At 71.6% G+C, this 23,501-nt stretch carries 21 protein-coding genes; 11 read left to right on the top strand and 10 right to left on the bottom strand.

All coding sequences use genetic code 11. The features are described from left to right. Nucleotides 1-97: 97 nt before the first annotated feature. The gene (locus tag MHO01S_RS10370) at nucleotides 98-565 is read left to right on the top strand and encodes a hypothetical protein (protein ID WP_060959908.1); all 468 of its coding nucleotides are present in this window, start codon (nucleotides 98-100) and stop codon (nucleotides 563-565) included. Between the two features lie 27 nt (nucleotides 566-592). Here the strand turns inward: MHO01S_RS10370 and MHO01S_RS10365 are convergent, their stop codons facing one another. Beyond that, a complete protein-coding gene (locus MHO01S_RS10365; protein WP_060959909.1) occupies nucleotides 593-1,276 on the bottom strand; it encodes a response regulator in 684 nt (227 codons plus the stop codon). Continuing rightward, entirely contained in the window at nucleotides 1,273-2,466 is a 1,194-nt protein-coding gene (locus tag MHO01S_RS10360; RefSeq protein ID WP_060959910.1) for a sensor histidine kinase, read from the bottom strand. The genes MHO01S_RS10365 and MHO01S_RS10360 overlap by 4 nt, the downstream gene beginning before the upstream one ends. Nucleotides 2,467-2,634: 168 nt before the next feature. Here MHO01S_RS10360 and phoU point away from each other — a divergent pair, with 168 nt between their 5' ends. Then, a complete protein-coding gene (phoU, locus tag MHO01S_RS10355) occupies nucleotides 2,635-3,336 on the top strand; it encodes a phosphate signaling complex protein PhoU (protein ID WP_060959911.1) in 702 nt (233 codons plus the stop codon). Between the two features lie 84 nt (nucleotides 3,337-3,420). On the opposite strand, the gene MHO01S_RS10350 is transcribed toward phoU, so the two are convergent. Next, complete coding sequence (locus tag MHO01S_RS10350) at nucleotides 3,421-4,170, bottom strand: phosphoglyceromutase (protein ID WP_060959912.1); 750 nt, start codon at nucleotides 4,168-4,170, stop codon at nucleotides 3,421-3,423. 41 nt (nucleotides 4,171-4,211) lie between these two features. Here MHO01S_RS10350 and MHO01S_RS10345 point away from each other — a divergent pair, with 41 nt between their 5' ends. Beyond that, on the top strand, nucleotides 4,212-5,051 hold the full coding sequence (locus tag MHO01S_RS10345) for a class I SAM-dependent methyltransferase (protein WP_061782265.1): 840 nt from the start codon (nucleotides 4,212-4,214) through the stop codon (nucleotides 5,049-5,051). 21 nt (nucleotides 5,052-5,072) lie between these two features. Here MHO01S_RS10345 and MHO01S_RS10340 read toward each other — a convergent pair whose 3' ends face one another. The 4 genes from MHO01S_RS10340 to MHO01S_RS10325 form a co-directional block, all read right to left on the bottom strand. Then, nucleotides 5,073-6,104 (bottom strand): FUSC family protein, encoded by a 1,032-nt coding sequence (locus tag MHO01S_RS10340; protein ID WP_255266086.1) that lies wholly within the window; start codon nucleotides 6,102-6,104, stop codon nucleotides 5,073-5,075. A 116-nt stretch (nucleotides 6,105-6,220) separates the two neighbouring features. Then, nucleotides 6,221-7,318, bottom strand: coding sequence for a CAF17-like 4Fe-4S cluster assembly/insertion protein YgfZ (ygfZ, locus tag MHO01S_RS10335; protein ID WP_061782264.1), 1,098 nt, complete (start codon nucleotides 7,316-7,318; stop codon nucleotides 6,221-6,223). Between the two features lie 7 nt (nucleotides 7,319-7,325). Continuing rightward, the gene (locus MHO01S_RS10330) at nucleotides 7,326-7,931 is read right to left on the bottom strand and encodes a nitrobindin family protein (protein WP_061782263.1); all 606 of its coding nucleotides are present in this window, start codon (nucleotides 7,929-7,931) and stop codon (nucleotides 7,326-7,328) included. A 134-nt stretch (nucleotides 7,932-8,065) separates the two neighbouring features. Then, nucleotides 8,066-8,353, bottom strand: coding sequence for a hypothetical protein (locus MHO01S_RS10325; RefSeq protein WP_061782262.1), 288 nt, complete (start codon nucleotides 8,351-8,353; stop codon nucleotides 8,066-8,068). A 124-nt stretch (nucleotides 8,354-8,477) separates the two neighbouring features. Here MHO01S_RS10325 and MHO01S_RS10320 point away from each other — a divergent pair, with 124 nt between their 5' ends. From MHO01S_RS10320 to MHO01S_RS10305, 4 genes are all read left to right on the top strand, one after another. Continuing rightward, complete coding sequence (locus MHO01S_RS10320; RefSeq protein WP_060959915.1) at nucleotides 8,478-9,176, top strand: response regulator transcription factor; 699 nt, start codon at nucleotides 8,478-8,480, stop codon at nucleotides 9,174-9,176. Nucleotides 9,177-9,245: 69 nt separating this feature from the next. Next, entirely contained in the window at nucleotides 9,246-11,414 is a 2,169-nt protein-coding gene (locus tag MHO01S_RS10315) for an RNA degradosome polyphosphate kinase (RefSeq protein ID WP_060959916.1), read from the top strand. Then, nucleotides 11,411-12,349 carry an NUDIX hydrolase gene (locus tag MHO01S_RS10310; RefSeq protein ID WP_060959917.1) on the top strand — a complete coding sequence of 313 codons (939 nt, stop codon included), beginning with the start codon at nucleotides 11,411-11,413 and terminating at the stop codon, nucleotides 12,347-12,349. Before MHO01S_RS10315 ends, MHO01S_RS10310 begins: the two co-directional genes overlap by 4 nt. Before the next feature lie 3 nt (nucleotides 12,350-12,352). Then, nucleotides 12,353-12,895: a 4'-phosphopantetheinyl transferase family protein gene (locus MHO01S_RS10305; protein WP_061782261.1), complete on the top strand. Its 543-nt coding sequence runs from the start codon at nucleotides 12,353-12,355 to the stop codon at nucleotides 12,893-12,895. A gap of 132 nt (nucleotides 12,896-13,027) precedes the next feature. On the opposite strand, the gene MHO01S_RS10300 is transcribed toward MHO01S_RS10305, so the two are convergent. From MHO01S_RS10300 to MHO01S_RS10290, 3 genes are read right to left on the bottom strand one after another with little or no spacing between them, the layout of a single operon-like run. Further along, on the bottom strand, nucleotides 13,028-14,335 hold the full coding sequence (locus MHO01S_RS10300; protein ID WP_061782260.1) for a M1 family metallopeptidase: 1,308 nt from the start codon (nucleotides 14,333-14,335) through the stop codon (nucleotides 13,028-13,030). Then, the gene (locus tag MHO01S_RS10295) at nucleotides 14,332-18,261 is read right to left on the bottom strand and encodes a Pls/PosA family non-ribosomal peptide synthetase (RefSeq protein WP_082808068.1); all 3,930 of its coding nucleotides are present in this window, start codon (nucleotides 18,259-18,261) and stop codon (nucleotides 14,332-14,334) included. Before MHO01S_RS10295 ends, MHO01S_RS10300 begins: the two co-directional genes overlap by 4 nt. A gap of 1 nt (nucleotide 18,262) precedes the next feature. Beyond that, a complete protein-coding gene (locus tag MHO01S_RS10290; protein WP_255266085.1) occupies nucleotides 18,263-18,892 on the bottom strand; it encodes a hypothetical protein in 630 nt (209 codons plus the stop codon). 192 nt (nucleotides 18,893-19,084) lie between these two features. On the opposite strand from MHO01S_RS10290, the gene MHO01S_RS10285 reads away from it, so the two are divergent. The 4 genes from MHO01S_RS10285 to pstB all read left to right on the top strand — a co-directional run bounded on the left by MHO01S_RS10285 (nucleotide 19,085) and on the right by pstB (nucleotide 23,277). Next, nucleotides 19,085-20,212, top strand: coding sequence for a phosphate ABC transporter substrate-binding protein PstS (locus tag MHO01S_RS10285; RefSeq protein ID WP_060960444.1), 1,128 nt, complete (start codon nucleotides 19,085-19,087; stop codon nucleotides 20,210-20,212). 171 nt (nucleotides 20,213-20,383) lie between these two features. Continuing rightward, the gene (pstC, locus tag MHO01S_RS10280; RefSeq protein WP_060960445.1) at nucleotides 20,384-21,385 is read left to right on the top strand and encodes a phosphate ABC transporter permease subunit PstC; all 1,002 of its coding nucleotides are present in this window, start codon (nucleotides 20,384-20,386) and stop codon (nucleotides 21,383-21,385) included. Next, on the top strand, nucleotides 21,382-22,482 hold the full coding sequence (gene pstA / locus MHO01S_RS10275) for a phosphate ABC transporter permease PstA (protein WP_060960446.1): 1,101 nt from the start codon (nucleotides 21,382-21,384) through the stop codon (nucleotides 22,480-22,482). Before pstC ends, pstA begins: the two co-directional genes overlap by 4 nt. A 15-nt stretch (nucleotides 22,483-22,497) precedes the next feature. Further along, entirely contained in the window at nucleotides 22,498-23,277 is a 780-nt protein-coding gene (pstB, locus tag MHO01S_RS10270) for a phosphate ABC transporter ATP-binding protein PstB (protein WP_060960447.1), read from the top strand. The last annotated feature ends 224 nt before the right edge of the window (nucleotides 23,278-23,501 follow it).

Here is a 23,501-nt window from a genome sequence, read left to right as displayed (position 1 = left end):
CTAAGGTTCGCCGGTTCGAGGCCGAGCCGCCGGGCGGCGGGGGCGGCGCCGGCTCCCGGCATAGAATGAGGACACACCGACTCGTCCAGGAGGATCCGTGAACACGCGCCGTCTCGCGTCCGTCGCCCTCGCCGCCGTTGTGGTCCTCTCCACGGCCGGCTGCAGCATGATCTCGCCGCAGGCCACCACCATCACCTACTCCCCCGCGGAGGGCGTCAACATCGCCCACTCGGAGCCGCTGAAGGTGCGCAACGCGCTCTTCGTCGCGAACGAGGACGGCACCGAAGCCAACTTCCTCGCGGCGATCGTCAACGACACCGACAGCGCCGAGAGCCTGCTCGTCGGCGTCGACGGCACCACGCAGCGCGTGCGCGTGCCCGCCCGCTCCACCGTGAGCCTGGGCTTCGACGGCGCCGACCCGCTGCTGTTCACCGGACTGTCCTCGAAGCCGGGCACCGACGTGAAGGTGTCCTTCCAGTCCGGCACCGGTGAAGCGGTCGAGGATCGCGTGCCCGTCCTCGACGGCACGCTCTCCTACCTCGCCGACTTCGTCCCCGCGAGCTGATCGCCGCGGCCGGGCGCCCGGCGGCGCTCAGGCCTCGAACCGGTATCCCAGCCCGCGCACCGTCAGCAGCATGACCGGCTCGCTCGGGTTGCGCTCGATGCGGGACCGGATCCGCTTGATGTGCACGTCGAGCGTCTTCGTGTCGCCGAAGTAGTCGCTGCCCCACACCCGGTCGATGAGCTGGCCGCGGGTGAGCACCCGGCCGGCGTTGCGCATCAGCACCTCGAGCAGCTCGAACTCCTTCAGGGGCATCGGGATCGTCTCCCCGTCGACCGACACCGTGTGCCGGTCGATGTCGAGCACGACGCGGCCGCCGTCGACGATGCTGTCGTCCAGGCCGAGGTCGGGCCCCTCGCTGCGGCGCAGGACGGCGCGCATGCGCGCCAGCAGCTCGCGTGACGAGTACGGCTTGGTGACGTAGTCGTCGGCCCCCAGCTCCAGGCCGACGACGATGTCCACCTCGGAGTCCTTCGCGGTCAGCATGATGATGGGCACCTTCGAGCTCGTCCGCACCACGCGGCACACCTCGGTGCCCGGCATCCCGGGGAGCATGAGGTCGAGCAGGATGATGTCCGCCCCGCGCGCCGCGAACGCCTCGAGGGCGGCGGGGCCGTCCTCGGCGATCTCCACCTCGAAGCCCTCCCGACGCAGCAGGTAGGCGAGCGGGTCGGCCAGGTCGGGCTCATCCTCGACGATCAGGACGCGGGTCATCGCTTCTTGTCTCCTTTCGCCCGCGAGACGTCGCGGGCGGCTTTCTTCTTGCGTTTCTTCTTGACCGGGAGGTCGTCGGGCGGAGCGACCGCGGGAAGGCGGACCGTGAAGGTCGAACCCCGACCGGGACGCGACCAGACCTCGACCTCGCCGCCGTGTCGCTGCACGGCGTGCTTCACGATCGACAGGCCCAGCCCCGTGCCGCCCGTGCGGCGGGAACGGGCCTGATCGGCGCGGTAGAAGCGCTCGAAGACGCGCTCCTGCTCGTCTTCGGGGATGCCGATGCCGCGGTCGGTGACCGCGATCTCCACGATCTCCCCGTCGGTCTTGACGCCGACACCCACCTGGCCGCCCTGCGGGGAGTACGCGATGGCGTTGGCCACGAGATTGGCGATCGCCTCGGTGAGCACCTGCACGTCGCCGCGCACGTAGGCGTGACGCGCACCGCCGCGGGCGACGGAGATCGCAGCGGAGTCGGCGGCGACGGACTGCGACTCGATGGCGGCGGCGACCACCTCGTCGACCGAGACGTCGCGCAGCTCGGTGAGGTCATCGGCGGACTGCAGCCGCGACAGGTTCATGATCCGCGAGGTCAGCTGGCTCAACCGCGCCGCCTCCGCGCTCAGACGGCCGGCGAAGTGGCGCACCTGGTCCGGGTCGTCGGCGGCCGACTCGACGGCCTCCGCGAGCAGGCTGACCGCGCCGACCGGCGTCTTCAGCTCGTGACTGGTGTTGGCCACGAAGTCGCGGCGCATCTCCTCGACGCGCTCGCGCTCGGTGATGTCGCGGATGACGATGAGGATCAGGCGCGGGGTGATCACGCTCGCCCGCGCCGACACCAGACGCGGCTCGACCCCGCGGCGCAGCCGCATCGTCTGCGTCTCGGGCATCTCGCTGCGCCGTACCGACCGGGCGAGCGCGCGCAGGTCGTCGTCCGGCAGGGCGAAGTCCTCGTGCATGCCGAAGAGCGCGGCCGGAGCGGACACCGCGACGATCTGCAGGGAGGTGTCGACGACGACCGCGACTTCGTCCATCCCCTGCAGGACGGCGGCGGTGCCGTCGGGCAGCGACGTCGACGCGGCCACGCGCGCACGGTCGCGCGCACGCAGCGCGATGAGCACGAGCGTCGCCACACCGCCGCCGAGAACGAGGCCGAGGATCAGGGCGATCACCGGCTGCAGGGAGTCCATGCCTCCCAGCGTAGGGTGGACGGACACCGCAGATTCACGTTGCGGATCACCGCCCGACACCCCGGCCGCAACGTTCATCGCTGCGGCACCGATCGTTAACCTTGGCCCGCGATGATCGCCGGGTCAGCGGAAGGCACCGTGCCTGCCCGCCGGAAGAGAGGCACCCTGATGCGCGAAGTTTTCCACCAGTCGCTCGAGGACGTGCAGTCGCGTCTCGTGGAGATCGCCGAACTCGTCACGGAGGCCATCGACAAGGCCACGCGCGCCTTCGGCACGAGCGACGTCGCTCTCGCGGAGGAGGTCATCGAGGCCGATCAGGTCATCGATGAGAAGGCGGTCGCCCTCGACGAGCTCGCCATCCAGATCCTCGCGCGCCAGCAGCCGGTCGCCCGCGATCTGCGCATCGTCGTGGCGGCGCTGCGCGTGTCGGCCTCCCTCGAGCGCATGGGCGACATCGCCGAGCACATCGCCCAGCTCACCCGGATGCGCTTCCCGGAGCGCGCGATCCCGAAGGGCCTCAAGGGCACGTTCACCAAGATGGGCGAGCTCGACGTCGAGGTCGCGCAGACGCTCACCGAGCTGCTGCGCACCGAAGACCTCTCCTTCGTCGAGACGCTGCGCACGCTGGACGACAAGGTCGACGACCACCACCTCTCCGTGTTCGAGAAGGTGCTCAGCGAGAACTGGCAGGGCGAGGCCGGCGCGACCGTCGACGCGACCCTGGCCAGCCGCTACCTGGAGCGTTTCGCCGATCACGCCGTCTCGGTCGCCAAGAAGGTCGCCTACCTCGCGACCGGCGACTGGACGCCGGACACCGACACCATCGCGGTCATCATCGCCGAGGGCGAGGCGCTCGACGACGTCGAGTGAGGCTCCGCCCCGCCGGGGCGCACACGAAGAGGGGGGATGCCGGTCGGCATCCCCCCTCTTCGTCGTTGCGCTCGCGCGCCGCGCTCAGCCCTTGCCCTGGCTCGCGACGGCGGCGGCACCGGCGGCCGCGGCCTCGGGGTCGAGGTACTCCCCCGGTGCGACGGGCATGAGGTCTTCGCCGAGGCGGTACACCAGCGGGATGCCGGTGGGGATGTTGAGCTCGGCGATGTCGGCGTCGCTGATGCCGTCGAGGTGCTTGACCAGGCCGCGCAGCGAGTTGCCGTGTGCCGTGACGAGCACGGTCTTGCCGGCCTTCAGGTCGGGGACGATCTCGTTCTCCCAGTACGGGAGCAGACGGTCGATGACGATCTTCAGCGACTCGGTGCGCGGCACGTCGCCGTCGATGCCGGCGTAGCGCGGGTCGCCGACCTGGCTGTAGGGCGAGTCGTCGGCGAGCTCCGGCGGCGGCACGTCGAACGAGCGGCGCCACAGCATGAACTGCTCCTCGCCGAACTCCTCGAGCGTCTGCGCCTTGTCCTTGCCCTGCAGGTCGCCGTAGTGACGCTCGTTGAGGCGCCACGAGCGCTTCACGGGGATCCACAGACGGTCGGCGGTGTCCAGGGCGATGTTCGCGGTCTGGATGGCCCGGCTCAGCAGCGAGGTGTGCAGCACGTCGGGCAGGATGCCGGACTCCTTGAGCAGCTCACCACCGCGCGCGGCCTCGCCACGACCCTGCTCGGTGAGGCGGACGTCCACCCATCCGGTGAACTGGTTGGTCTTGTTCCACTCGCTCTGCCCGTGGCGGAGGAGGATCAGCGTGTACGGCGCGGTCATGCTCGTCATCCTACCGGCGCGGGCGCTGGCATCATGGGGGGATGCCGCCGGAGAAAGCCCCCGCCCGCGGCGTCGTCGGTCAGATCACGCGAGGCACGACAAACACCAACCGGCTGCGCCGCATCGACCGCTGGATCGCGCGGCATCCGGTGCTGCGCCGCGCCGCGGATCCGTTCGTCGTCGACCTGGGCTACGGGGCGAGCGCCGTGACGGTGCTGGAGCTCGAGCAGCGGCTGCGGCGCGTGCGTCCCGATGTCGACGTGCTCGGACTGGAGATCGATCCCGGCCGCGTCGAACGGGCGCGCGCCCAACTCGACGGCGTGCGCGCGGGCCGCGCCCCGTTCGCCCCCGACGCGCGGGTCGCGTTCGCCCGCGGCGGGTTCGAGGTGCCCGCGCCGCACGATCGGCGTCCCGCCGTGCTGCGGGCGTTCAACGTGCTGCGGCAGTACGACGAGACCGACGTGCCGGCGGCCTGGTCGCGCATGGCGCGACGACTGCAGCCCGACGGCATCCTCGTGGAAGGCACGTGCGACGAGCAGGGGCGGGTGTGCACCTGGCTCGAGATCGGCGTCGATGCCGTGCCGCGCACCCTGACGCTGTCGCTGCGCCTGTCCGCGCTCGAAGCCCCCGCGATCGCCGCCGAGCGGCTGCCGAAGGCCCTCATCCACCACAACGTCCCGGGCGAGCCCGTGCACGGCTTCCTGCGGGCGCTCGACGAGGAGTGGACGCGCGCCGTCGCGACCGCGTCGTTCGGTCCCGTCCATCGGTGGCGCACCGCCCTGCTCGCGCTGCACGGCGCCGGCTGGCCCGTCGGCGGACGCGCACGCTGGCGCCTCGGCGAGGTCACCGTGCCGTGGACGCTGGTCGCCCCGGCCTCCTGACCGACCGCTCGGCGATCCCGCTCAGACCCGCGGGATGGCGGCACGCGCCTCGTCCGCGGGCATGCCCGCCGCGGTCATGAGGTCGACGGCGAGGGGGCGCATCGCCCCGATGAGGGTCTGGTCGACGGCCGAGCTGCGGTCCGCGAGCACCCCGGGATCGAGGCGGCCCGCGACCGCGCGGACGGCCTCCCGCGCCGCCGGCTCGTACGAGATGTCGCCGAGCGCGTCGGCGATCAGCCGCGCACCCGCGCCGAGCTCGTTGAGCAGGTCGGCGGCGATCGGCCGCGCGGTGCGGTCGTCGCACAGGTAGACGATGCGCCGCGCGATCACCCGGAGGTTGCGCGTCGCGAGATCGACGTGCACGCGCACCCGTTCCTGACGCTCGAACTCCGGGCGCTGCGCACGCAGGAACGGCGAGATGCGTGCGATCTCCGAGCCCGACTCGATGCCCGCGCGCCACTGGTCGACGAGCCCCTGCAGCGCCCGCGCCTTCCTGAGCCCGCGCTCGGCCCGACCGGGGTCACCGCGCCGCAGCGCCTGCACGAGAGTCGCGAGGGCACCGTCGAACGCTGCGAACAGCTCCGCTCCCTCCCGCGTCACGGCACGCAGCGGACTGCGCGGCAGCAGCGCCGTGACCAGCAGGGCCGTGACGCCGCCGACCACGCCGTCGATCATCCGCAGGAACGGCACGCTCACGGGGATCACCATGACGATCGCCGACTGGATCGCCGCCGCGATGGCGAAGGCCGGCTGCGGCGACAGGAAGCGGGCGATGACGAGGGATGCCGCGAGGGTGAGACCCAGCTGCCACCAGCCGATGCCGGCGACCAGCACGATGATCTCGGCGACGAGGATGCCGACGATCATGCCGATGACCGTCTCCAGCACGCGGCGCGGGCGCGCGTCGCGCACCAGCCCCAGGCTCGAGACGGTGACGGTGGCTGCGAGCAGCGGCGCGGCGTGGCCGAGCACGTAGTGGGCGAACGAGAAGGAGACCGTCGCCGCGACGACGATCTGGACGATCGCGGGGGCCGATGCGACGACGCGGTCCACGCCGACGCGGGGATGCCAGCGCGCGCGCCATCCGGTGGCGATCGCCGCGGTCGGCGGCGACGCGGGGGGCCGGGGCTTCCCGGGCGGCTCGGGAGGGGGGACGGCGGCCACCGCGGTCAGCGACGCCGGGACAGCCGCGGCATGCGGGGCACGGCGGCCGTGCGGCCCGCGTCGGGCGGCACGATGACCTCCTGCGCGGCGGCGACGACACCGCCGTCGACGGCGACGGTGAGCTCGGCATCCGTCGGCGTCGTCCGCTTGACGTACGCGAGCGCGATCGGCCCCTCCTCGTGGTGACGCGCGACCGAGGTGACGGCGCCCACGGCATCCTCGCCGAAGAACACCTCCGCTCCCCGTTCGGGAAGCCGCGCGTCGCTCCCGTCGAGCTGCAGCGACACCAGACGCCGGGGCGGATGCCCCAGGTTGTGCACCTTCGCGACGGTCTCCTGCCCGCGGTAGCAACCCTTGTCCAGATGGACGGCACTGCGCAGCCAGTCGGCCTCGTGCGGCAGCGCGCGGCCGTCGGCCTCGGTGTCGGCGCGCGGACGCCAGGCGGCGACGCGCACCGCGTCGACGGCCATCCACCCGGCCACCGCCTGCGATCCGGAGGCCGCGGCGGCGGCGATGTCGGCGGCGGTGTCGACCGTGACGACGGCCTCGGACCAGTCGTAGGCGGTGCCGGGATGCGGGGTCGCGGGCGCGTAGCCCCACCCACCGACGCCGACCTCGGGCCAGGGATCGCGCCAGACCGCGAGCGCCGGAAGCGCCGCGACGGCGTCGCCGGTGCCGCCGATGACCCGCATCCGGTCGGACAGGTCGTGCAGCTCGACGCGTAGGCGGAAGCGCATGCGCGTGAGCCAGGTCAGCAGCGCGTCGGCGTGCGAGCGGTCGACGATGAGCCAGGTCCGCTCACCGTCGTCGACGACGGATGCGGCGTGCTCCACGTGCCCCTGCGGATCGAGCACCAGCAGCTCGGTGCTCACGCCGGGGGCGAGCGCGGCGAGGGCTTGAGACGTGATGGAGTCCAGCCAGGTGAGCCGGTCGACCCCGTCGACGGCGAGCACGACCCGGTCATCGAGGGGCGCCAGCGCACGACCCGCGATCAGATCGCGCTGTTCACGGGTGGGGGCGGCGACGTGCGCCAGTCCGCGCTCGTCGACGACCGCGCCGGGAACGCGGGCGAAGGGGCTGGAGGATGCGGTGTCGTCGGTCACGGCGCGATCACTCGACCCGCGCCAGTCGCGCGGAGGCGTGCGAGGCGAGCTCTCCGCCGAGCGCGGCGATGTCCCAGGCCCACAGCAGATGACCGTCGACGAGGCCGTACATGCGGGTCGCGGCGGTGTACGCCTTGGCGCTGGCCGGACGCACCACCGCATCCGTCGCGATGTCGATCCGCGGCCCGCGCACCTGTCCGACGTACAGCTCGCTGACCCCGTCGGAGTGGACGAGCGCCACCTCGAGGTCGAATCCGCCCTCCGCGTTGCGCAGCAGCTCGACGTCGTCCGCGGTGCGCGGCGTCGCGCGCGCGACGGATGCCGGCAGCAGCGCCGGCCCCGCGTCGCCGCCGTCGGCGGGCCGGGCGAGGCGCCAGTAGCCGGTCTCGGCCACGAGCGGCGTGCGCGCGCCGTCGTCGGCGAGGAGCCAGGCGCTCGCGGAGTAGTTCACGTAGTCGCCGCCGTCGTGGCTGAAGCTCACGCGATGGGCGAACTCGCCGCCGAACGAGACGTCGTCGGCCTCGTAGTCGATGACCCCGGTGCCCTCCCAGACGCCCAGGAGCCACGAGAGCGGGACGAGATCCGCCGGCAGGTCGGTCGGCAGGTCCAACATGGTCGTCAGCGCTGGCCGCGGTAGAGGTTCTTGATCACGACACCCGACACGAAGACGATCGCGAGCGAGGCGAGCGCGAGCAACCCGACGAAGAAGAGTTCGAGCGCAACGAGGTCCATACCCTCACTCTACCTTCACGAGAACATGCTGGAGAGTCCGAGGCCGAGGCCGATCAGCCCCATCACCACGAACGCGCCCAGCGCACTCGCGGCCACACGGCGGAGGAAGCCCTGCGAGTGCCCCTGCACCAGTTGCACCACGAACGCGAGGATGAGGCAGGCGGCCATGCCGACCGGCATCCATGCGGCGCGCCACTCGTCGGGGGCGAGGATGCCGATCGCGATCGCGATCACGGCGCCGGCGACCCAGACCCCGACGATGCCGCCGTATCCGGCGCGGGGCGCCAATCCGGGAAGCGTCATGGGTCCATTGTCACCGACGCGCCGCGTCCGCGCACTCACCGCGTCCGCACGTGCGCACGTCGCCGCCGCGCCCGGGTTCTAAGATGGGGGCACGGTTCGGGCATCAGGACCGGAAGGGACCCCATTGGCTCAGCTGCTCGTCTTGAGTTCCGCCCCGGGCGGCAGTCCCGTCCTGCCCGCGCTCGAGCTGCTCAGCCATCGCGTGCGGCAGATCCCGGCCGAGCCCGCCCAGCTCGTGAACGCGCCCAGCTCCGATGTGATCTTCGTCGACGCGCGCACCGACCTGGTGGGCGCCAAGTCGCTGTGCAAGATCCTCAACACGACGGGGCTCGACGCCCCCCTGGTGCTCGTCGTCACCGAGGGCGGACTGACGGCCGTGTCGACCGACTGGGGCATCGACGACGTCATCCTCGTCGGCGCAGGCCCCGCCGAGGTCGACGCGCGCATCCGGCTCGCGGTGGGGCGGCAGTCGGCGGCGCAGGTGTCCAGCCGCATCCAGACCTCCGGCATCACGATCGACGAGTCGTCCTACTCGGCGAAGGTGCACGGCAAGCCGCTGGATCTCACCTACAAGGAGTTCCAGCTCCTCCACTTCTTCGCGACGCACCCCTCGCGCGTCTTCACGCGCGAGCAGCTACTGAGCGAGGTGTGGGGCTACGACTACTTCGGCGGCACGCGCACGGTCGACGTACACGTGCGGCGTCTGCGCGCCAAGCTCGGCGACCTCGAGCAGCTCATCGGCACCGTCCGCAACGTCGGGTACCGGTTCAACGTCTACGAGGACGACCAGATCCCCTCGCCCCGCGAGGCCTCCCAGGCCTGATCTCGTCGCGGGCGCACGATCGACCACGCGGTTAACGCGGCGGTCACCTGGCCCTGACATGATGAGGTAATGATCGACACCGACGTTCTGGACACCGGGCTGGGCGACGAGGACGACGACGACTTCGACGAGATGGTCGAAGACGGCGACGCGCAGCTTCCCGAGCACCGCTACATGGACCGCGAGCTCAGCTGGCTCGCGTTCAACCAGCGCGTGCTGGAGCTCGCGGAGGATCCCTCGCTGCCGGTCCTGGAGCGCGCGAACTTCCTCGCGATCTTCGCCAGCAACCTCGACGAGTTCTTCATGGTCCGTGTCGCGGGGCTCAAGCGACGCATCGTCACGGGGCTCGCCGTGCCGACCAACGTGGGCCGCGCTCCTCAGGACGTGCTCGCCGACATCTCGGATGCCGCCCACGCGCTGCAGCTCCGTCAAGCGGCCGTCTGGCTCGACATGGTGCAGCCGGCCCTGTCCGACGCCGGCATCGACGTGATCTCCTGGGACGATCTGACCGCCGCCGACCGCGACGAGCTCTCCGACTACTTCCAGTCGCAGGTGTTCCCGGTGCTCATGCCGCTGGCCGTCGACCCGGCGCACCCCTTCCCGTACATCTCGGGCCTGTCACTGAACCTCGCGATCCGCATCCGCAACGCCAAGACGGGCCGTCAGGAGTTCGCGCGTCTGAAGGTTCCGCCGATGCTGCCCCGTTTCGTCGCCGTCCCCGGCGAGCCCGGGCGGGCGCGTTACCTGCCGCTGGAGCAGCTCATCGCCAACCACCTCGGCGACCTCTTCCCGGGCATGGAGATCCTCGAGCACCACACGTTCCGTCTGACGCGCAACGAGGACGTCGTGATCGAGGAGGACGAGACCGAGAACCTCATCCAGGCCCTCGAAGCGGAGCTCCTGCGCCGACGCTTCGGTCCCCCGATCCGCCTCGAGGTCACCGAGGACATGGACGACGTCACGCTCGACCTCCTGATCGCCGAGCTCGACATCACCGAGCAGGAGGTGTACCGCCTGCCGGGCCACCTCGACCTGCGGGGCCTGTTCGACCTCTCCCGCATCGATCGGCCCGAACTGCACTACCCGGCCCACGTGCCGACGACGGCGCCGGCGTTCCAGCCGCTCGAGCAGAACGGCCGTGCCGACTTCTTCGCGGCGATCCGCAAGGGCGACGTGCTCGTGCACCACCCGTACGAGTCGTTCACGACGAGCGTCGTGAGCTTCCTCGAGCAGGCGGCGCGCGACCCGCACGTGCTCGCCATCAAGCAGACGCTGTACCGCACCTCGGGCGACAGCCCGATCGTCCAAGCGCTCATCGACGCGGCCGAACGCGGCAAGCAGGTGCTCGCGCTGGTCGAGGTCAAGGCGCGCTTCGACGAGGCGGCGAACATCGTCTGGGCCCGAAAGCTCGAGAAGGCCGGCGTGCACGTCGTATACGGCCTCGTCGGGCTGAAGACGCACTGCAAGCTCCTGCACGTCATCCGCGAGGAAGACGGGATGCTGCGCAGCTACAGCCACATCGGCACCGGCAACTACAACCCGAAGACCAGCCGCATCTACGAGGACTTCGGGCTCTTCACCGCCGACGAGCAGGTGGGCCGTGACCTCACGCGCCTGTTCAACGAGCTCAGCGGCTACGCGATCGAGAAGAAGTTCAAGCGCCTGCTCGTCGCCCCGTTGCACCTGCGCAAGGGACTGCTGCGCCAGATCGAGAACGAGCGGCGCCACGCCCTCGAGGGCAAGCCGGCCCACATCCGCATCAAGGTCAACTCGATGGTCGACGAGCAGATCATCGACGCCCTGTACCGCGCCAGCCAGGCGGGGGTGCGCGTCGACGTCTGGGTGCGCGGCATCTGCTCGCTCAAGGTGGGACTGCCCGGCGTGAGCGACAACATCACGGTCCGATCGATCCTCGGCCGCTACCTCGAGCACTCGCGCATCTTCGCGTTCGCCGGGGCCGGCGAACCGCAGGTGTTCATCGGCAGCGCCGACATGATGCACCGCAACCTCGACCGCCGCGTCGAGGCCCTGGTCCGCGTCGTGGCGCCGGCCCAGATCAAGGAGCTCGTCGACCTGTTCGATCTGGCGATGAGCGACGAGACGAGCTCCTGGCACCTCCAGGCCAGCGGCGAGTGGCAGCGATACAGCACGGATGCCGAGGGCAGGCCGCTCATCGATCTGCAGGACCGCACGATGACGCAGGTGCAGCGTCGGCGGCGGGCCCGGGCGGTGCGATGACCGACACCGCCGTCTACGCCGCCGGCGGAGTGGTCTGGCGCGTCGTCGACGGCAAGCTCCGCGTCCTCGTGATCCACCGCACGGCCTACGCCGACGTGACCATCCCGAAGGGCAAGGTCGATCCCGGCGAGAGCCTGGCCGAGACCGCCGTCCGCGAGATCTTCGAGGAGACCGGCATCCGGGTCGCGCTCGGCATCCCGGTCGGCGTCTCGCGCTACCGCATGCCCAACAAGCGGCAGAAGATCGTGCACTACTGGTCGGCGGAGGCGACGGATGCCGCGATCCGCGCGTCCGCGTTCGTGCCCAACAAGGAGATCGCCGCGATCGAGTGGCTGTCGCCGCGCAAAGCGCTCGCGAAGCTCTCGTACCCGGTCGACGTGGAGATCCTCGAGGAGTTCCTGCGCTACGTCGACGACGGTGTGCTCGCGACGTTCCCGATCGTCGTGCTACGCCACGCCAAAGCGCTCCCCCGCGAGGACTGGGACGGTGCGGATGCGGCGCGTCCCCTCACCGCACGCGGGGCGAAGCAGGCGGCGGCCGCCGTCGGTCCACTCCGCGCGTTCGGCGTGCGCAAGATCGTCTCGAGCGACGCGGTCCGCTGCGTCACGACCGTGACGCCGCTGGCCGCAAGCCTCGGCAAGGAGATCCACCGCACGAGCGCGCTCAGCCAGGACGCGTGGGAGGACGGCACCTCCGACGTACGCGCCGTCATCGGCCGGCGCGTGCGCTCGCGCAAGCCCGCGGTGCTGTGCAGTCACGGGCCGGTGCTTCCCGGCATCCTCTCGGAGCTCGCCCTCGCGACCGGCACCCTGCACGGGTCGTACCTGGGCAGCGCCTCGGCGCTGGACACGGGAGCGTTCTCCGTCGTGCACCTGTCGGCGACCAATCCGGGGTCCGGCATCATCGCGATCGAGACGCACGAGCCGAAGCTGTAGCCGGTGGAGGGCCTGCGTCTCGCGTGGGGTCCGGTGCCGCCCGGGCGGATCGCTCGGAGCGAGGCCGCGTGGGCGCTGCTGCGGACGCTGCTGGCGGAGGCCGGGGCGCCCGAGGTCGTGCTGACCAACCCGTGCCCCCGGTGCGGGGGTGCGCACGGCCCGGTGCAGCTCCGCGGTGCGCCCTGGTGGGCGGCGGTGACCTACGCCGGGGCGACGGCGGTCGTCGGCATCCTCCCCCGTGACGCCGCCGACGGGTTCGCCCTCGACGCCGAGCCGTTGCACGATCCGGTGCGCGAGGCGGCCGGCGGCATCCCGGGAGGGCTGCGGCGGTGGGTTCGCGCCGAGGCCGCGCTGAAGGCCGACGGCCGCGGACTGGCGGTGGACGCGGCATCCGTCGCGATCGCCGGCGACGACGGCGATCGCTGGGTCGCCCGGCTGCCGGGCACCGCGCGGGTCGTGCACGGGGCGGAGGTCGAGGGTCCCCCCGGGGTCCTCGTCTGCGCCGCCGTTCTCACCGACGCGGGACGAGTCGCCGCGGGCGCGTGACGATCGTCGGAGATTCGTGCCGAAAGCGCTCGCGACACGCGGCCATCGGCGTCGGCGCGATCACGACTCCGACGTTCGTCACGGGCTACCGGCGCGGGCGTAAGCGCGGCGGGTGCGGGCGCGGCGGCGGGCCTACGGCCGCGGCAGCGGCGGCAGCTCTGTGCGGTCGAGCCACGGCGTGAACACGTCGTCGAGGTCGCGGCCGGCGACGCGCTCGGCGAGCGCGCGGAAGTCGTCGGTCGTCGCGAGTGCGTGCCGATACGTCTCGACCCAGTCGTGGAGCACCCGCGCGAACGCCGGAGGACCGATGCGGCACCGCAGGGCGTAGAGGGTGAGGGCGCCCCGCTTGTAGACGCGGTCGTCGAACATGAGATCGGGTCCGGGGTCGCTGAGCAGCAGATCCTGCGGCAGCGCCCGCAGACGGGCGTGATGCTTCGCCGCCTTCTCCGCTACCGTCGCCGCGCCGGACCGCTCGAACCACAGCCACTCCGCGAAGCAGGCGAAGCCCTCGTTGAGCCAGATGTCGCTCCAGCGCCCGATGCCGACGCTGTTGCCGAACCACTGGTGGGCGAGCTCGTGGGCGATCAGCCGCTGCTCCTCGGGCACGAGGTGGTTGCTGCCGAAGACCGCCAGGCCCTGGGCCTCCAGCGGGATCTCGAGCTCGTCGGGCGTCACGACGAGCGTGCACGCCTCCTGCGGATACGGGCCGAAGGACTCCTCGAACAACGCGAGCATGCGCGGGACGTCCGCGAACGCCCGCGTCACCTCGCGGCGGAGCCCGGCGGGGGCGAACACCCGCACCCCGTCGCCGTCGCCGTCGTCGCGGGATCCGAGCAGGGTCTGCTCGTACGGGCCGATGTGCACCGCGACGAGGTAGGTGGCCACCGGCACGGCGGACACCGACGTGACCGTCACCCGTCCGCCGGCCGTCGCCTGCGCGGCCGGTCGTCCCGTGAGCACGGGGAGGTAGCCGGCATCCGTCGTCACCGCCAGTCGCATCGGCGCCCGCGCGTCGGGACGATCGTTGCAGGGGAACCACGTGGGCGCCCCGGTGGGCTGCGAGGCCACGAGCGCGCCGTCCTCGAGCTCCTCCCACCCGATCGTGCCCCAGCGGGAGCGCCGCGGGGCGGGGGCGCCGGCGTAGACCACCTCGATCGAGAACCGCTCCCCGGGCTGCATGCGGTGCGGCAGCGTGACGCGGAGCTTGCGCGGACCCTGCGCGAACCGCGTGCGACGGTCGCCGTCGACGCGCACCCGCGAGGCCCGCAGCCCCACGAGGTCGATGCTGACTGCCGACACCGGTGCGGCGGCGACCGCGTTGATCGTCGCGCGCCCCTCCAGCCGGTTGGTGCGCACGCGGTAGTCGATCGCCACGTCGTAGGACTCGACGTCGAAGCCCGGATCGCCGCTCTCGGGGGCGTAGGGGTCGTGCCCGCTCACGAGGTGGACTGGTACGCGCGCACCGTGACCGCGTTCCAGGGACCGATGGGATTGCCGCTCCAGCGCGATCCCACCGGCACGGTCTCGCCGCGCATGACCAGGGATGCCGGGCCCACCGTGGCGTGGGCGCCGATACTGGCCGCCGGGAGGATGACGCTGTGGGGTCCGAGGGTCGCCCCGGCCGCGAGTTCGACGGTGTCCATGCTCATGATTCGATCATGGAAAAGGTGCGTCTGCACGACGCATCCCCGGTTCACGGTGGATCCGTCCCCGAGAGTCACCAGGTCGGGCTCGGGCAGCCAGTAGCTGTCGCACCAGACGCCGCGGCCGATGCGCGAGCCGAGCGAGCGCAGCCAGACCGCGAGCGCCGGAGTGCCGGTGGCGGCCCGCGCGAACCACGGCGCGGCCACCATCTCGGTGAAGGTGTCCGACACCTCGGTGCGCCACACGAAGCTCGACCACAACGGCTGCTCGCCGGCGCGGATCGGGCCCACGATCAGCCACTTCGCGGCCGTGGACACGCCCGCGGCGACGGCGCCCGCGCACAGCAGGACGACGCCGGAGAGCAGGATCGCGACGCCGAGTCCGGCGACCTCGATGAGGGCCGCCAGCACGAAGACGACCAGCAGCCCGATCGCGCAGGTGACGACGACGGGGACGAACCTGCACAGCTCCCAGAGCGTGCGCGCGACCCGCAGCCGCACGGGCGGCCGGTAGGTGCGCGACTCGTCGCCCTCCGCCGAGCGCCGCCGCAGCCGGACGGCGGGCGAGCCCAGCCACGACGATCCCGGCTTGGCCTTCACCGGCGCGGCCGACAGGACGGCGACGAGGCCGTCGCGCGGCACGCGGTGCCCCGGCGCGGCCATGCCGGAGTTGCCGAGGAACGCGCGCTTGCCGATGCGCACGGGCCCCAGCCGCATCCAGCCGCCGTGCAGCTCGTAGGAGGCGACCATCGTGTCGTCGGCGAGGAAGGCACCGTCCTCGATGCGGGTGAGGGAGGGGATCAGCAGCACGGTGGATGCTTCGACGTCACGGCCCACCCGGGCCCCGAGCAGACGCAGCCAGACCGGCGTGAACAGGCTCGAGTACAGCGGGAACAGGATGGTGCGGGCGGAGTCGAGCAGGCGCTCGATCGTCCACGCCTGCCACCCGATGCGGCTGCGGACGGGATGGACGCCCTCCCGCAGCCCGACGGACAGCAGGCGCACCGCGAGCACCACGACGGCGGCGAAGACCATCCCCGCGACGATGACGCCGGGCACGAGCCACACCAGCGCACCGCCGAGCGCCGCCGCCAGCGAGGAGGCGCCCACCATGCCGCGGGCGACGACGAGCCCGCCCGCCGCGAACGCGGCCAGCGGCAGCAGGGCAAGACCCAGCGCCGACGCGGCGTAGGCCCACAGCCAGCGGTTCGGCGCGGGCGCCCGCTCGACCGGCCATTGCGCCGACGTGCCGCCGACGCGCACCGCCGGCGAGCCGGCCCAGGTCTGGTCGGCGCGGACGCGGCCGAACACGGCGGAGCCCGGAGCGATCTCGGCTCGGCGTCCGATGCGCGTTCCCGGAGCGAGCGTGCTGCGCGAGCCGACGGTGGCTCCGGCGCCGATGCGGATGCCGCCGATGCGCACGACATCGCCGTCGATCCAGTACCCCGACAGGTCGACCTCGGGCTCGATGGCCGCGCCGTCCCCGATGTCGAGCATGCCGGTGATCGGCGGCAGGGCGTGCAGATCGACGCCGCTGCCGATGCGGGCACCGAGCGCCCGTGCGTAGTAGCTCACCCACGGCGCTCCGGCGAGCCCGACGGCATCCACCTGGTCGGCGATCTGCTCGGCCAGCCAGAGTCGGATGTGCACCCAGCCGCCGCGCGGGTAGTCGCCGGGGCGGACGCCGGCGAGCAGCAGGCGAGCGGATGCCGCGGCGATCGCCATGCGACCGAACGGCGTCGCGAAGACGACGAGGCCGACCACCAGCAGCCACAGCGGCGCATCGGGCAGGACGTCGAAGCCGGGGACCAGCTGCAGCAGGGCTGCAGCGGTGAGCAGGTACAGCATCCATCGGATGCCGGAGAGGATGAACAGCGGGACGGCGAGCACGGTCTGCGCCCACTGCGCGCGCCGCGGCGTGGGCTCGGGGCGGTGGAACGTGGTCGACGCCTCCTCCTGCAGGCCCGATCCGAGCGCCTTCGCCATCGCCCCGAGACGGGGCACGTCGTAGATGTCGGCGACCGAGAACTCCGGCACACGCGTGCGCAGCCGCGACACGAGCTGCGCCGCGGCGAGCGAGCCGCCGCCCAGGTCGAAGAAATCCGCCTTCCGATCGACGACCGGCATCCCGAGCACCGCGAGCCACTGCTGCGCGAGCCAGGCCTCGCCCGGGGAGAGGTCGGAGGCCGGCAGCTCGACGTTCGGCAGCGGCCACGGCAGCGCGGCACGGTCGACCTTGCCGGAGGTGCGCACCGGCAGCTCATCGACCACCGCGAGGAGCGGCACCATGGGCGCGGGCAGACGTGCGGCGAGGTCGGCGCGCGCCGCCAGGCGGTCGAAGTCGGGCGGCGCCGCGAGGTAGCCGACGAGCACGGGGACCCCGGCCTCGGTCGTGCGCACGGCGGCCGCGGCGCCGGTGACACCGGGCAGGTCCTGCAACGCCGCCTCGACCTCGCCGAGCTCGATGCGACGTCCGCCGACCTTCACCTGGTCATCGGCGCGCCCCTGGAAGACGAGGCCTTCGGACTCGTAACGGACGAGGTCGCCGGAACGGTAGGCGCGGTCCCATCCGAGCGTCGGCAGGGGGGCGTACTTCTCGGCATCCTTGGCGGGGTCGAGGTAGCGCGCGAGACCGACGCCGCCGATGATGAGCTCACCGACACCGCCCTCGGCGACCGGCTGCCCGTCGGCGTCGACGACCGCGAGCTTCCACCCGTCCAGCGGCAGGCCGATGCGCACCGGCACCGAGCCGTCGAGAGGCGCCGCACACGCGACGACCGTCGCCTCGGTGGGGCCGTAGGTGTTCCACACCTCCCGGCCGTCGGCGACGAGACGCGCGGCCAGCTCGGGCGGACAGGCCTCGCCGCCGAAGATGAGCAGACGCACGTTCTCGATCGCATCGGCCGGCCACATCGCGGCGAGGGTCGGCACCGTGGAGACCACCGTAATGCCCTGCCGCAGCAGCCACGGCGCGAGATCCTCCCCCGAGCGCACGAGCGACCGCGGCGCCGGCACCAGGCACGCACCGTGACGCCACGCCAGCCACATCTCCTCGCACGACGCGTCGAAGGCCACCGACAGCCCGGCCAGCACGCGGTCCTGCGGCCCGAGCGGCGCATCGGGCACGAACAGGCGCGCCTCGGCATCCACGAACGCGGCCGCGGAGCGGTGACTGACCGCGACGCCCTTGGGCACGCCCGTGGACCCCGACGTGAAGATGACCCAGGCGTCGTCGTCGACGCTCGGCGGCGGCACGGCGATGATCGCCTGCGTCGCCGGATGCGGCGCCGCCCCGTCGAACAGGCCGCGGCCGACGACCGCGTCACCGGATGCCGGGGAGTACTCCCCCACTCCCGAGACGACGCCGCTGACTCCGGCCTCCCCGAAGACGAGCTGGGCGCGCTCGTCGGGGTCGTCCGCGTCGACGGGCACGTAGGCGGCGCCCGCGGCGATGATCCCCAGGATCGCGATGTAGAGCTCCTTCGACCCCGACGGCATCCGCACGCCCACGCGATCGCCGCGGCGCACCCCCGCGTCGTGCAGACGGGCGGCCGTCGCCCCGACCCGCGCCATCAGCTCGCGGTAGCTCAGCGCGCCCGAGCCGTCGTCGATCGCGGACGCCTCGGGGAAGGCGAGCGTGGTCGCCCGGAGGACGTCCAGAAGGGTCCGGGCCGGCGGCGCGGCGGCCGACCGGTCCAGTGCCGTCTGCGCAGAGCCCGTCACGTCAGGAGAGCAGATCGATCAGCTGCGCCTTGGTCAGACGCGAGTACCCGGAGCGGCCGTCGGTGCGGGCGCGATCGCGCAGCTGCGCGACCGTGAGCGCCGCGAGCTCCGACGCCGGTCCGCCCGGCTCCGCGTCGGCGTCCGCGGGGGTGTTCGCGGCGGCGGCGCCGCCCGGAGCGGCCAGCTCGGACGCGAGTGCGTCGGATGCCGCGACGGCCTCGGCATCCGCGCGCGCCGCGGCCCGCTCCGCACGGCGGGCCGCCTTCTTCAACGCCTTGGCCTCCGCGGCCTCGGCGGCAGCCCGGGCGGCGGCCCGCTCGGCCTCCGCCGCGCTCTGGCGGGCTTCGGCGCGAAGCCGCGCCTTGCGGTCGGCCGCCGAGACGGCCTTCGCGACCGCGCGCTCCAGCCGGCGCACGGCGCGTTCGGCCTCGCGGGTCACGGCGCGTGGTTTGCGGCGCAGACGCTTCTTCGACACGTCCGCGGCGTCGCGCGCCTCCTCGATGTACTCCTCCAGTCCGGCGGCGAGCTTCTTGGGAAGGCTCTTCGCCGTCTTGGCCGCTGTCTTCGCTGCCGCGGATGCATCGGTGACGGCGTCGCGCGCCGCGCGCTCGGAGGTGCTCTTGGTGCCCATGGCGCTCATCGTAGGCGTGCCAGGTGAACCGTCGGAGAACCGGTTCCGCGCCGCGACGGCGGGAGCACGCGATCGCACGGCATCGTTAACCCGTCGTTCACCTCCACAGCGCCGGCCGGTAAGAGTCGCTGTCTAGCGTCGGGGCGTGCCCTGCACCGGGCCGCATCTCCCGAACAACGTGAAGGATTCACAGTGAAGCTCACCCGTATCTCCCAGCTGGGCGCTCTCGCGGCCGTCGCCGCCCTCGCCCTGACGGGCTGCGCGTCGTCCGGCGGCAACACGCCGGCCGAGAGCGCGAGCCCGACGGCGACCAGCTCGGACGTCGCCTTCCAGATCGACCCGAACCTGAGCGGCACGATCACCGCCGGCGGCTCGAGCGCTCAGTCCAACGCGCAGCAGGCCTGGACGACCGCCTACAACGCGACCGCCAAGAACGTGACGATCAACTACGACAAGTCGCAGGGCTCCGGCGGCGGCGTCACCAACTTCCTGAGCGGCGCGTACGACTTCGCCGGCTCCGACTCGCCGCTGAACGCCGACCAGACGGCGCAGTCGAAGGCGCTGTGCACCGAGGGCGGGATCAACATCCCGATCTACCTCGACGGCGTCGCGATCATCTTCAACATCCCCGGCGTCACCAAGCTGCAGCTGAGCGGCGAGACGATCGCGAAGATCTTCGCCCTCCAGATCACCGACTGGTCCGACCCGGCCATCACGAAGGACAACGGCACCGCTCTGGCCGCCGGCGCGATCACCACGGTCGCCCGCTCGGACGGCTCCGGCACGACCCAGAACTTCACCAACTACCTCGCCGCGACCCAGTCGTCGGTGTGGACCTTCCCCGCGGGCAAGGACTGGCCGGTCGAGGGCAACGTCTCGAAGCAGAAGGGCGGCTCCGGCGTCGTCGAGGCCGTCAAGGCGGGCTCGGGCACCATCGGCTACGCCGACCACTCCGCGATCGGCACGCTGAACGCCGCCTCGATCGTCACCGACGGCACCGCGGTCGCGTACAGCGGCGAGGCCGTCTCGAAGACCTTCGAGGCCGCCGCGGTCGACAACTCCAACGGCGTCGCCGGCGACCTGTCGAAGAAGTTCGACTACAGCAAGCTGACCCCGGAGTCGTACCCGATCCCGCTGGTCTCGTACGCTGTCGTCTGCTCCACCTTCAAGGACGCCGCGCAGGCGGAGCTCGTGAAGTCGTACCTCGGCTTCGTCACCAGCTCGCTCGGCCAGTCGGTCGCGGAGAAGAACGCCGGATCGGCGCCGCTTCCCGAGTCGGTGCTGGCCGACGCCGCGAAGACGCTCGCGGCGATCAAGTAACACCTCGTCCCGGTCCGGTCTGCGCGGCTCACGCTGCGCAGACCGGACCTGGCTGAGCAGGGTCGTCGATCCCCGGATCGACGGTCCTGCTGAGCCGGACAGCACAGCCCGACTCTGCGATCTTCCCGACCCGAGGAGAACACATGACCCTGCCCGACCTGGGGGTTCGTCGTGGCTGACGTCAAGACCGCACCCGCGCAGAAACCGGCATCCAACATCGTCGGAAAGCGTCGCGCCGGGGACTCCGTCTTCCTCGGCCTGTCGACCACCGCGGCCGTGTCGATCATGATCATCCTGGCCGGTGTCGCCATCTTCCTGATCCTCAAGGGTCTGCCGGCGATCACGGCCAACTGGAGCGAGGGCGACCTCGCCGGGTACCAGAACAAGGACTGGACCAGCTTCTGGGACTACGTCGCCCCGCTGCTCTGGGGAAGCATCTGGGCAGCTCTGATCGCCATGGTCCTCGGCACCCCCGTGGCGATCGGCATCGCGCTGTTCATCTCGCACTACGCCCCGCGGCGCATCGCCGGCTTCCTCGGCTACATCATCGACCTGCTGGCCGCCGTCCCCTCCATCGTGTTCGGCCTCTGGGGCATCATCGTGATGCGGCCGCTGCTGCTGCCGCTCGCGGACTTCCTCAACCAGTACCTGGGGTGGATCCCGCTGTTCCAGGGCCCGGTCTCGAGCACGGGATCGACGATGCTCGCCGGCGGTGTCGTGCTCGCCGTGATGATCCTGCCCATCGTCACCTCGATCACCCGCGAGATCTTCCTGCAGACACCGCGTCTGCACGAGGAGGCCGCCCTCGCCCTCGGGGCCACCCGCTGGGAGATGGTGCGCCTGGCCGTCATCCCGTATGCCCGCAGCGGCATGGTCTCGGCCACGCTGCTGGGCCTCGGGCGCGCCCTCGGCGAGACGATGGCCATCGCGCTCATCATCTCGCCCAGCCTGATCTTCTCCGTCGCGCTGCTCACGGACGGCTACAACTCGCAGACGATCGCGGCGAACATCGCCCTCAACTTCCCCATCGCCACCGATCTGCAGCGCTCCGCCCTCATCGGCACCGGCCTGATGCTGTTCGTCGTCTCGCTCGCCGTGAACATGCTCGCCCGCTACATCATCGGGGCGACCGGTCCAGGCTCGAAGGGCCGCAAGAGAGGAAAGCGCTCGTGACCGAGCTCAGCACGCCCGTCGCAACGACCTCGACGCCGCCGCTGTCGCTGACCAGCGGCCAGCTGCCCCGCTTCATCGAGCCGATCGTCCTCGCCGTCTCGCTCGCGGTGATCGCGGCGCTGCAGCTCGTGCTCGGCGGGTTCAACGTCGCGACGTGGCTCATCTTCAGCGCCCTGGTCTACCTGCTGGCGATCGGGGTGTTCTCCGCCATCGTCGAGGGCCGGCGCAAGTCGACCGACCGCGTCGTGCGCGGCCTGGTCACGGCGGCCTTCGTGCTCGCCGTCGCACCGCTGATCTCCACGCTGTGGACCGTCGTGTCCAAGGGCATGGGCGTCATGTCGTGGGACTTCGTGACGAAGGTCGGCGGCACGACGTTCGACCCCGACACGCTGGCGGTCGTCTCGACCCCGGGCGCGCTCCAGGCCATCGTCGGCACCCTCATCATCACGGGGATCGCCGCCCTGATCTCCGTGCCGATCGGCATCCTGGCGGCCGTCTACCTCGTCGAGTACGCCCAACCGAACAACCCGCTGCGACGCGCCATCACGTTCCTGGTCGACGTGATGACCGGCATCCCGTCGATCGTCGCCGGTCTGTTCGCGTTCTCGCTGTTCGCCCTGATCGTCGGACCCAAGGCGTTCAGCGGCTTCTCGGCATCCATCGCCCTGTGCGTGCTCATGATCCCGATCGTGATCCGCTCGACGGAGGAGATGCTGCGCCTCGTGCCCGCCGACCTGCGCGAGGCGTCGTTCGCCCTCGGCGTGCCGCGGTCGACCACGATCATCAAGGTCGTGCTGCGGACGGCGGCGAGCGGCATCATCACCGGTGTCGTGCTGGCCGTCGCCCGCGTCATCGGCGAGACCGCGCCGATCTTCATCGCGGCCAGCTTCACCGACAACTTCAACTCCGACCCGTTCAACGGACCCATGCAGACCCTTCCGGTCATGGCCTACACGGCCTACAGCTTCCCCGGACAGGACATCGACGCCTCCCAGGCCCAGGCCTGGGGTGCCGCGCTGCTGCTGGTCATCCTCGTCGTCATCTTCAACCTGATCGCCCGGATCGTCGCGAAGGTCTTCGCGCCGAAGGCACGCTAAGCAAGGAAGGCACCAGTGTCCAAGCGCATCGAAGTCGAGAACCTCAACGTCTACTACGGCGATTTCCTCGCCGTGGAGGGCGTGTCGATGGATATCGAGCCCCGCGCCGTCACGGCGTTCATCGGCCCGTCGGGCTGCGGGAAGTCCACGTTCCTGCGCACGCTCAACCGCATGCACGAGGTGATCCCCGGCGCCCACGTCGAGGGCAAGGTGCTCGTCGACGGCGACGACCTGTACGGTCCCGGCGTCGACCCGGTGCTCGTGCGCCGCCACGTCGGCATGGTGTTCCAGCGGCCGAACCCCTTCCCCACGATGTCGATCAAGGAGAACGTGCTGGCGGGCGTGAAGCTCAACAACAAGCGCATCTCCAAGAGCGACGCGGATGCCCTCGTCGAGCGCTCCCTGCAGGGCGCGAACCTGTGGAACGAGGTCAAGGACCGCCTCGACAAGCCCGGTGCGGGCCTGTCGGGCGGCCAGCAGCAGCGTCTGTGCATCGCGCGCGCGATCGCCGTCTCCCCCGACGTGCTCCTCATGGACGAGCCCTGCTCCGCCCTCGACCCGATCTCGACGTTCGCGATCGAGGAGCTCATCCAGGAGCTGAAGTCCGACTACACGATCGTCATCGTCACGCACAACATGCAGCAGGCCTCCCGCGTCTCCGACAAGACGGCGTTCTTCAACATCGCCGGCACGGGCAAGCCCGGCAAGCTCATCGAGTACGACAACACCGACACGATCTTCACGGCCCCGTCCGTTCAGGCCACGGAGGACTACGTCTCCGGCCGCTTCGGGTGAGCGACCGCTGATCGCTGTCCGGCCCCGCCGCGCTCCGTGCGCCGCGGGGCCGCGTCGGTCGTGGGGCGGGCTGGGGCCGTGGGGCGGGCTGGGGTCGTGTCCCGGCTCGGTTCGGGTGCGAACTGCAAGGGCTCCCCCGCGACACGCCGGCACCACAGCATCCACCCCGGCGTGTCTCTCGCCCGACCTTGCAGTTGCGTCCCCCGGATGCCGCCGCACCTGTG

Source organism: Microbacterium hominis NBRC 15708 (genome assembly GCF_001592125.1).
GTDB classification, from domain to species: domain Bacteria; phylum Actinomycetota; class Actinomycetes; order Actinomycetales; family Microbacteriaceae; genus Microbacterium; species Microbacterium hominis.
Note: the sequence above shows the minus strand (reverse complement) of the source record. Positions and strands in the feature narration are given on the sequence as shown.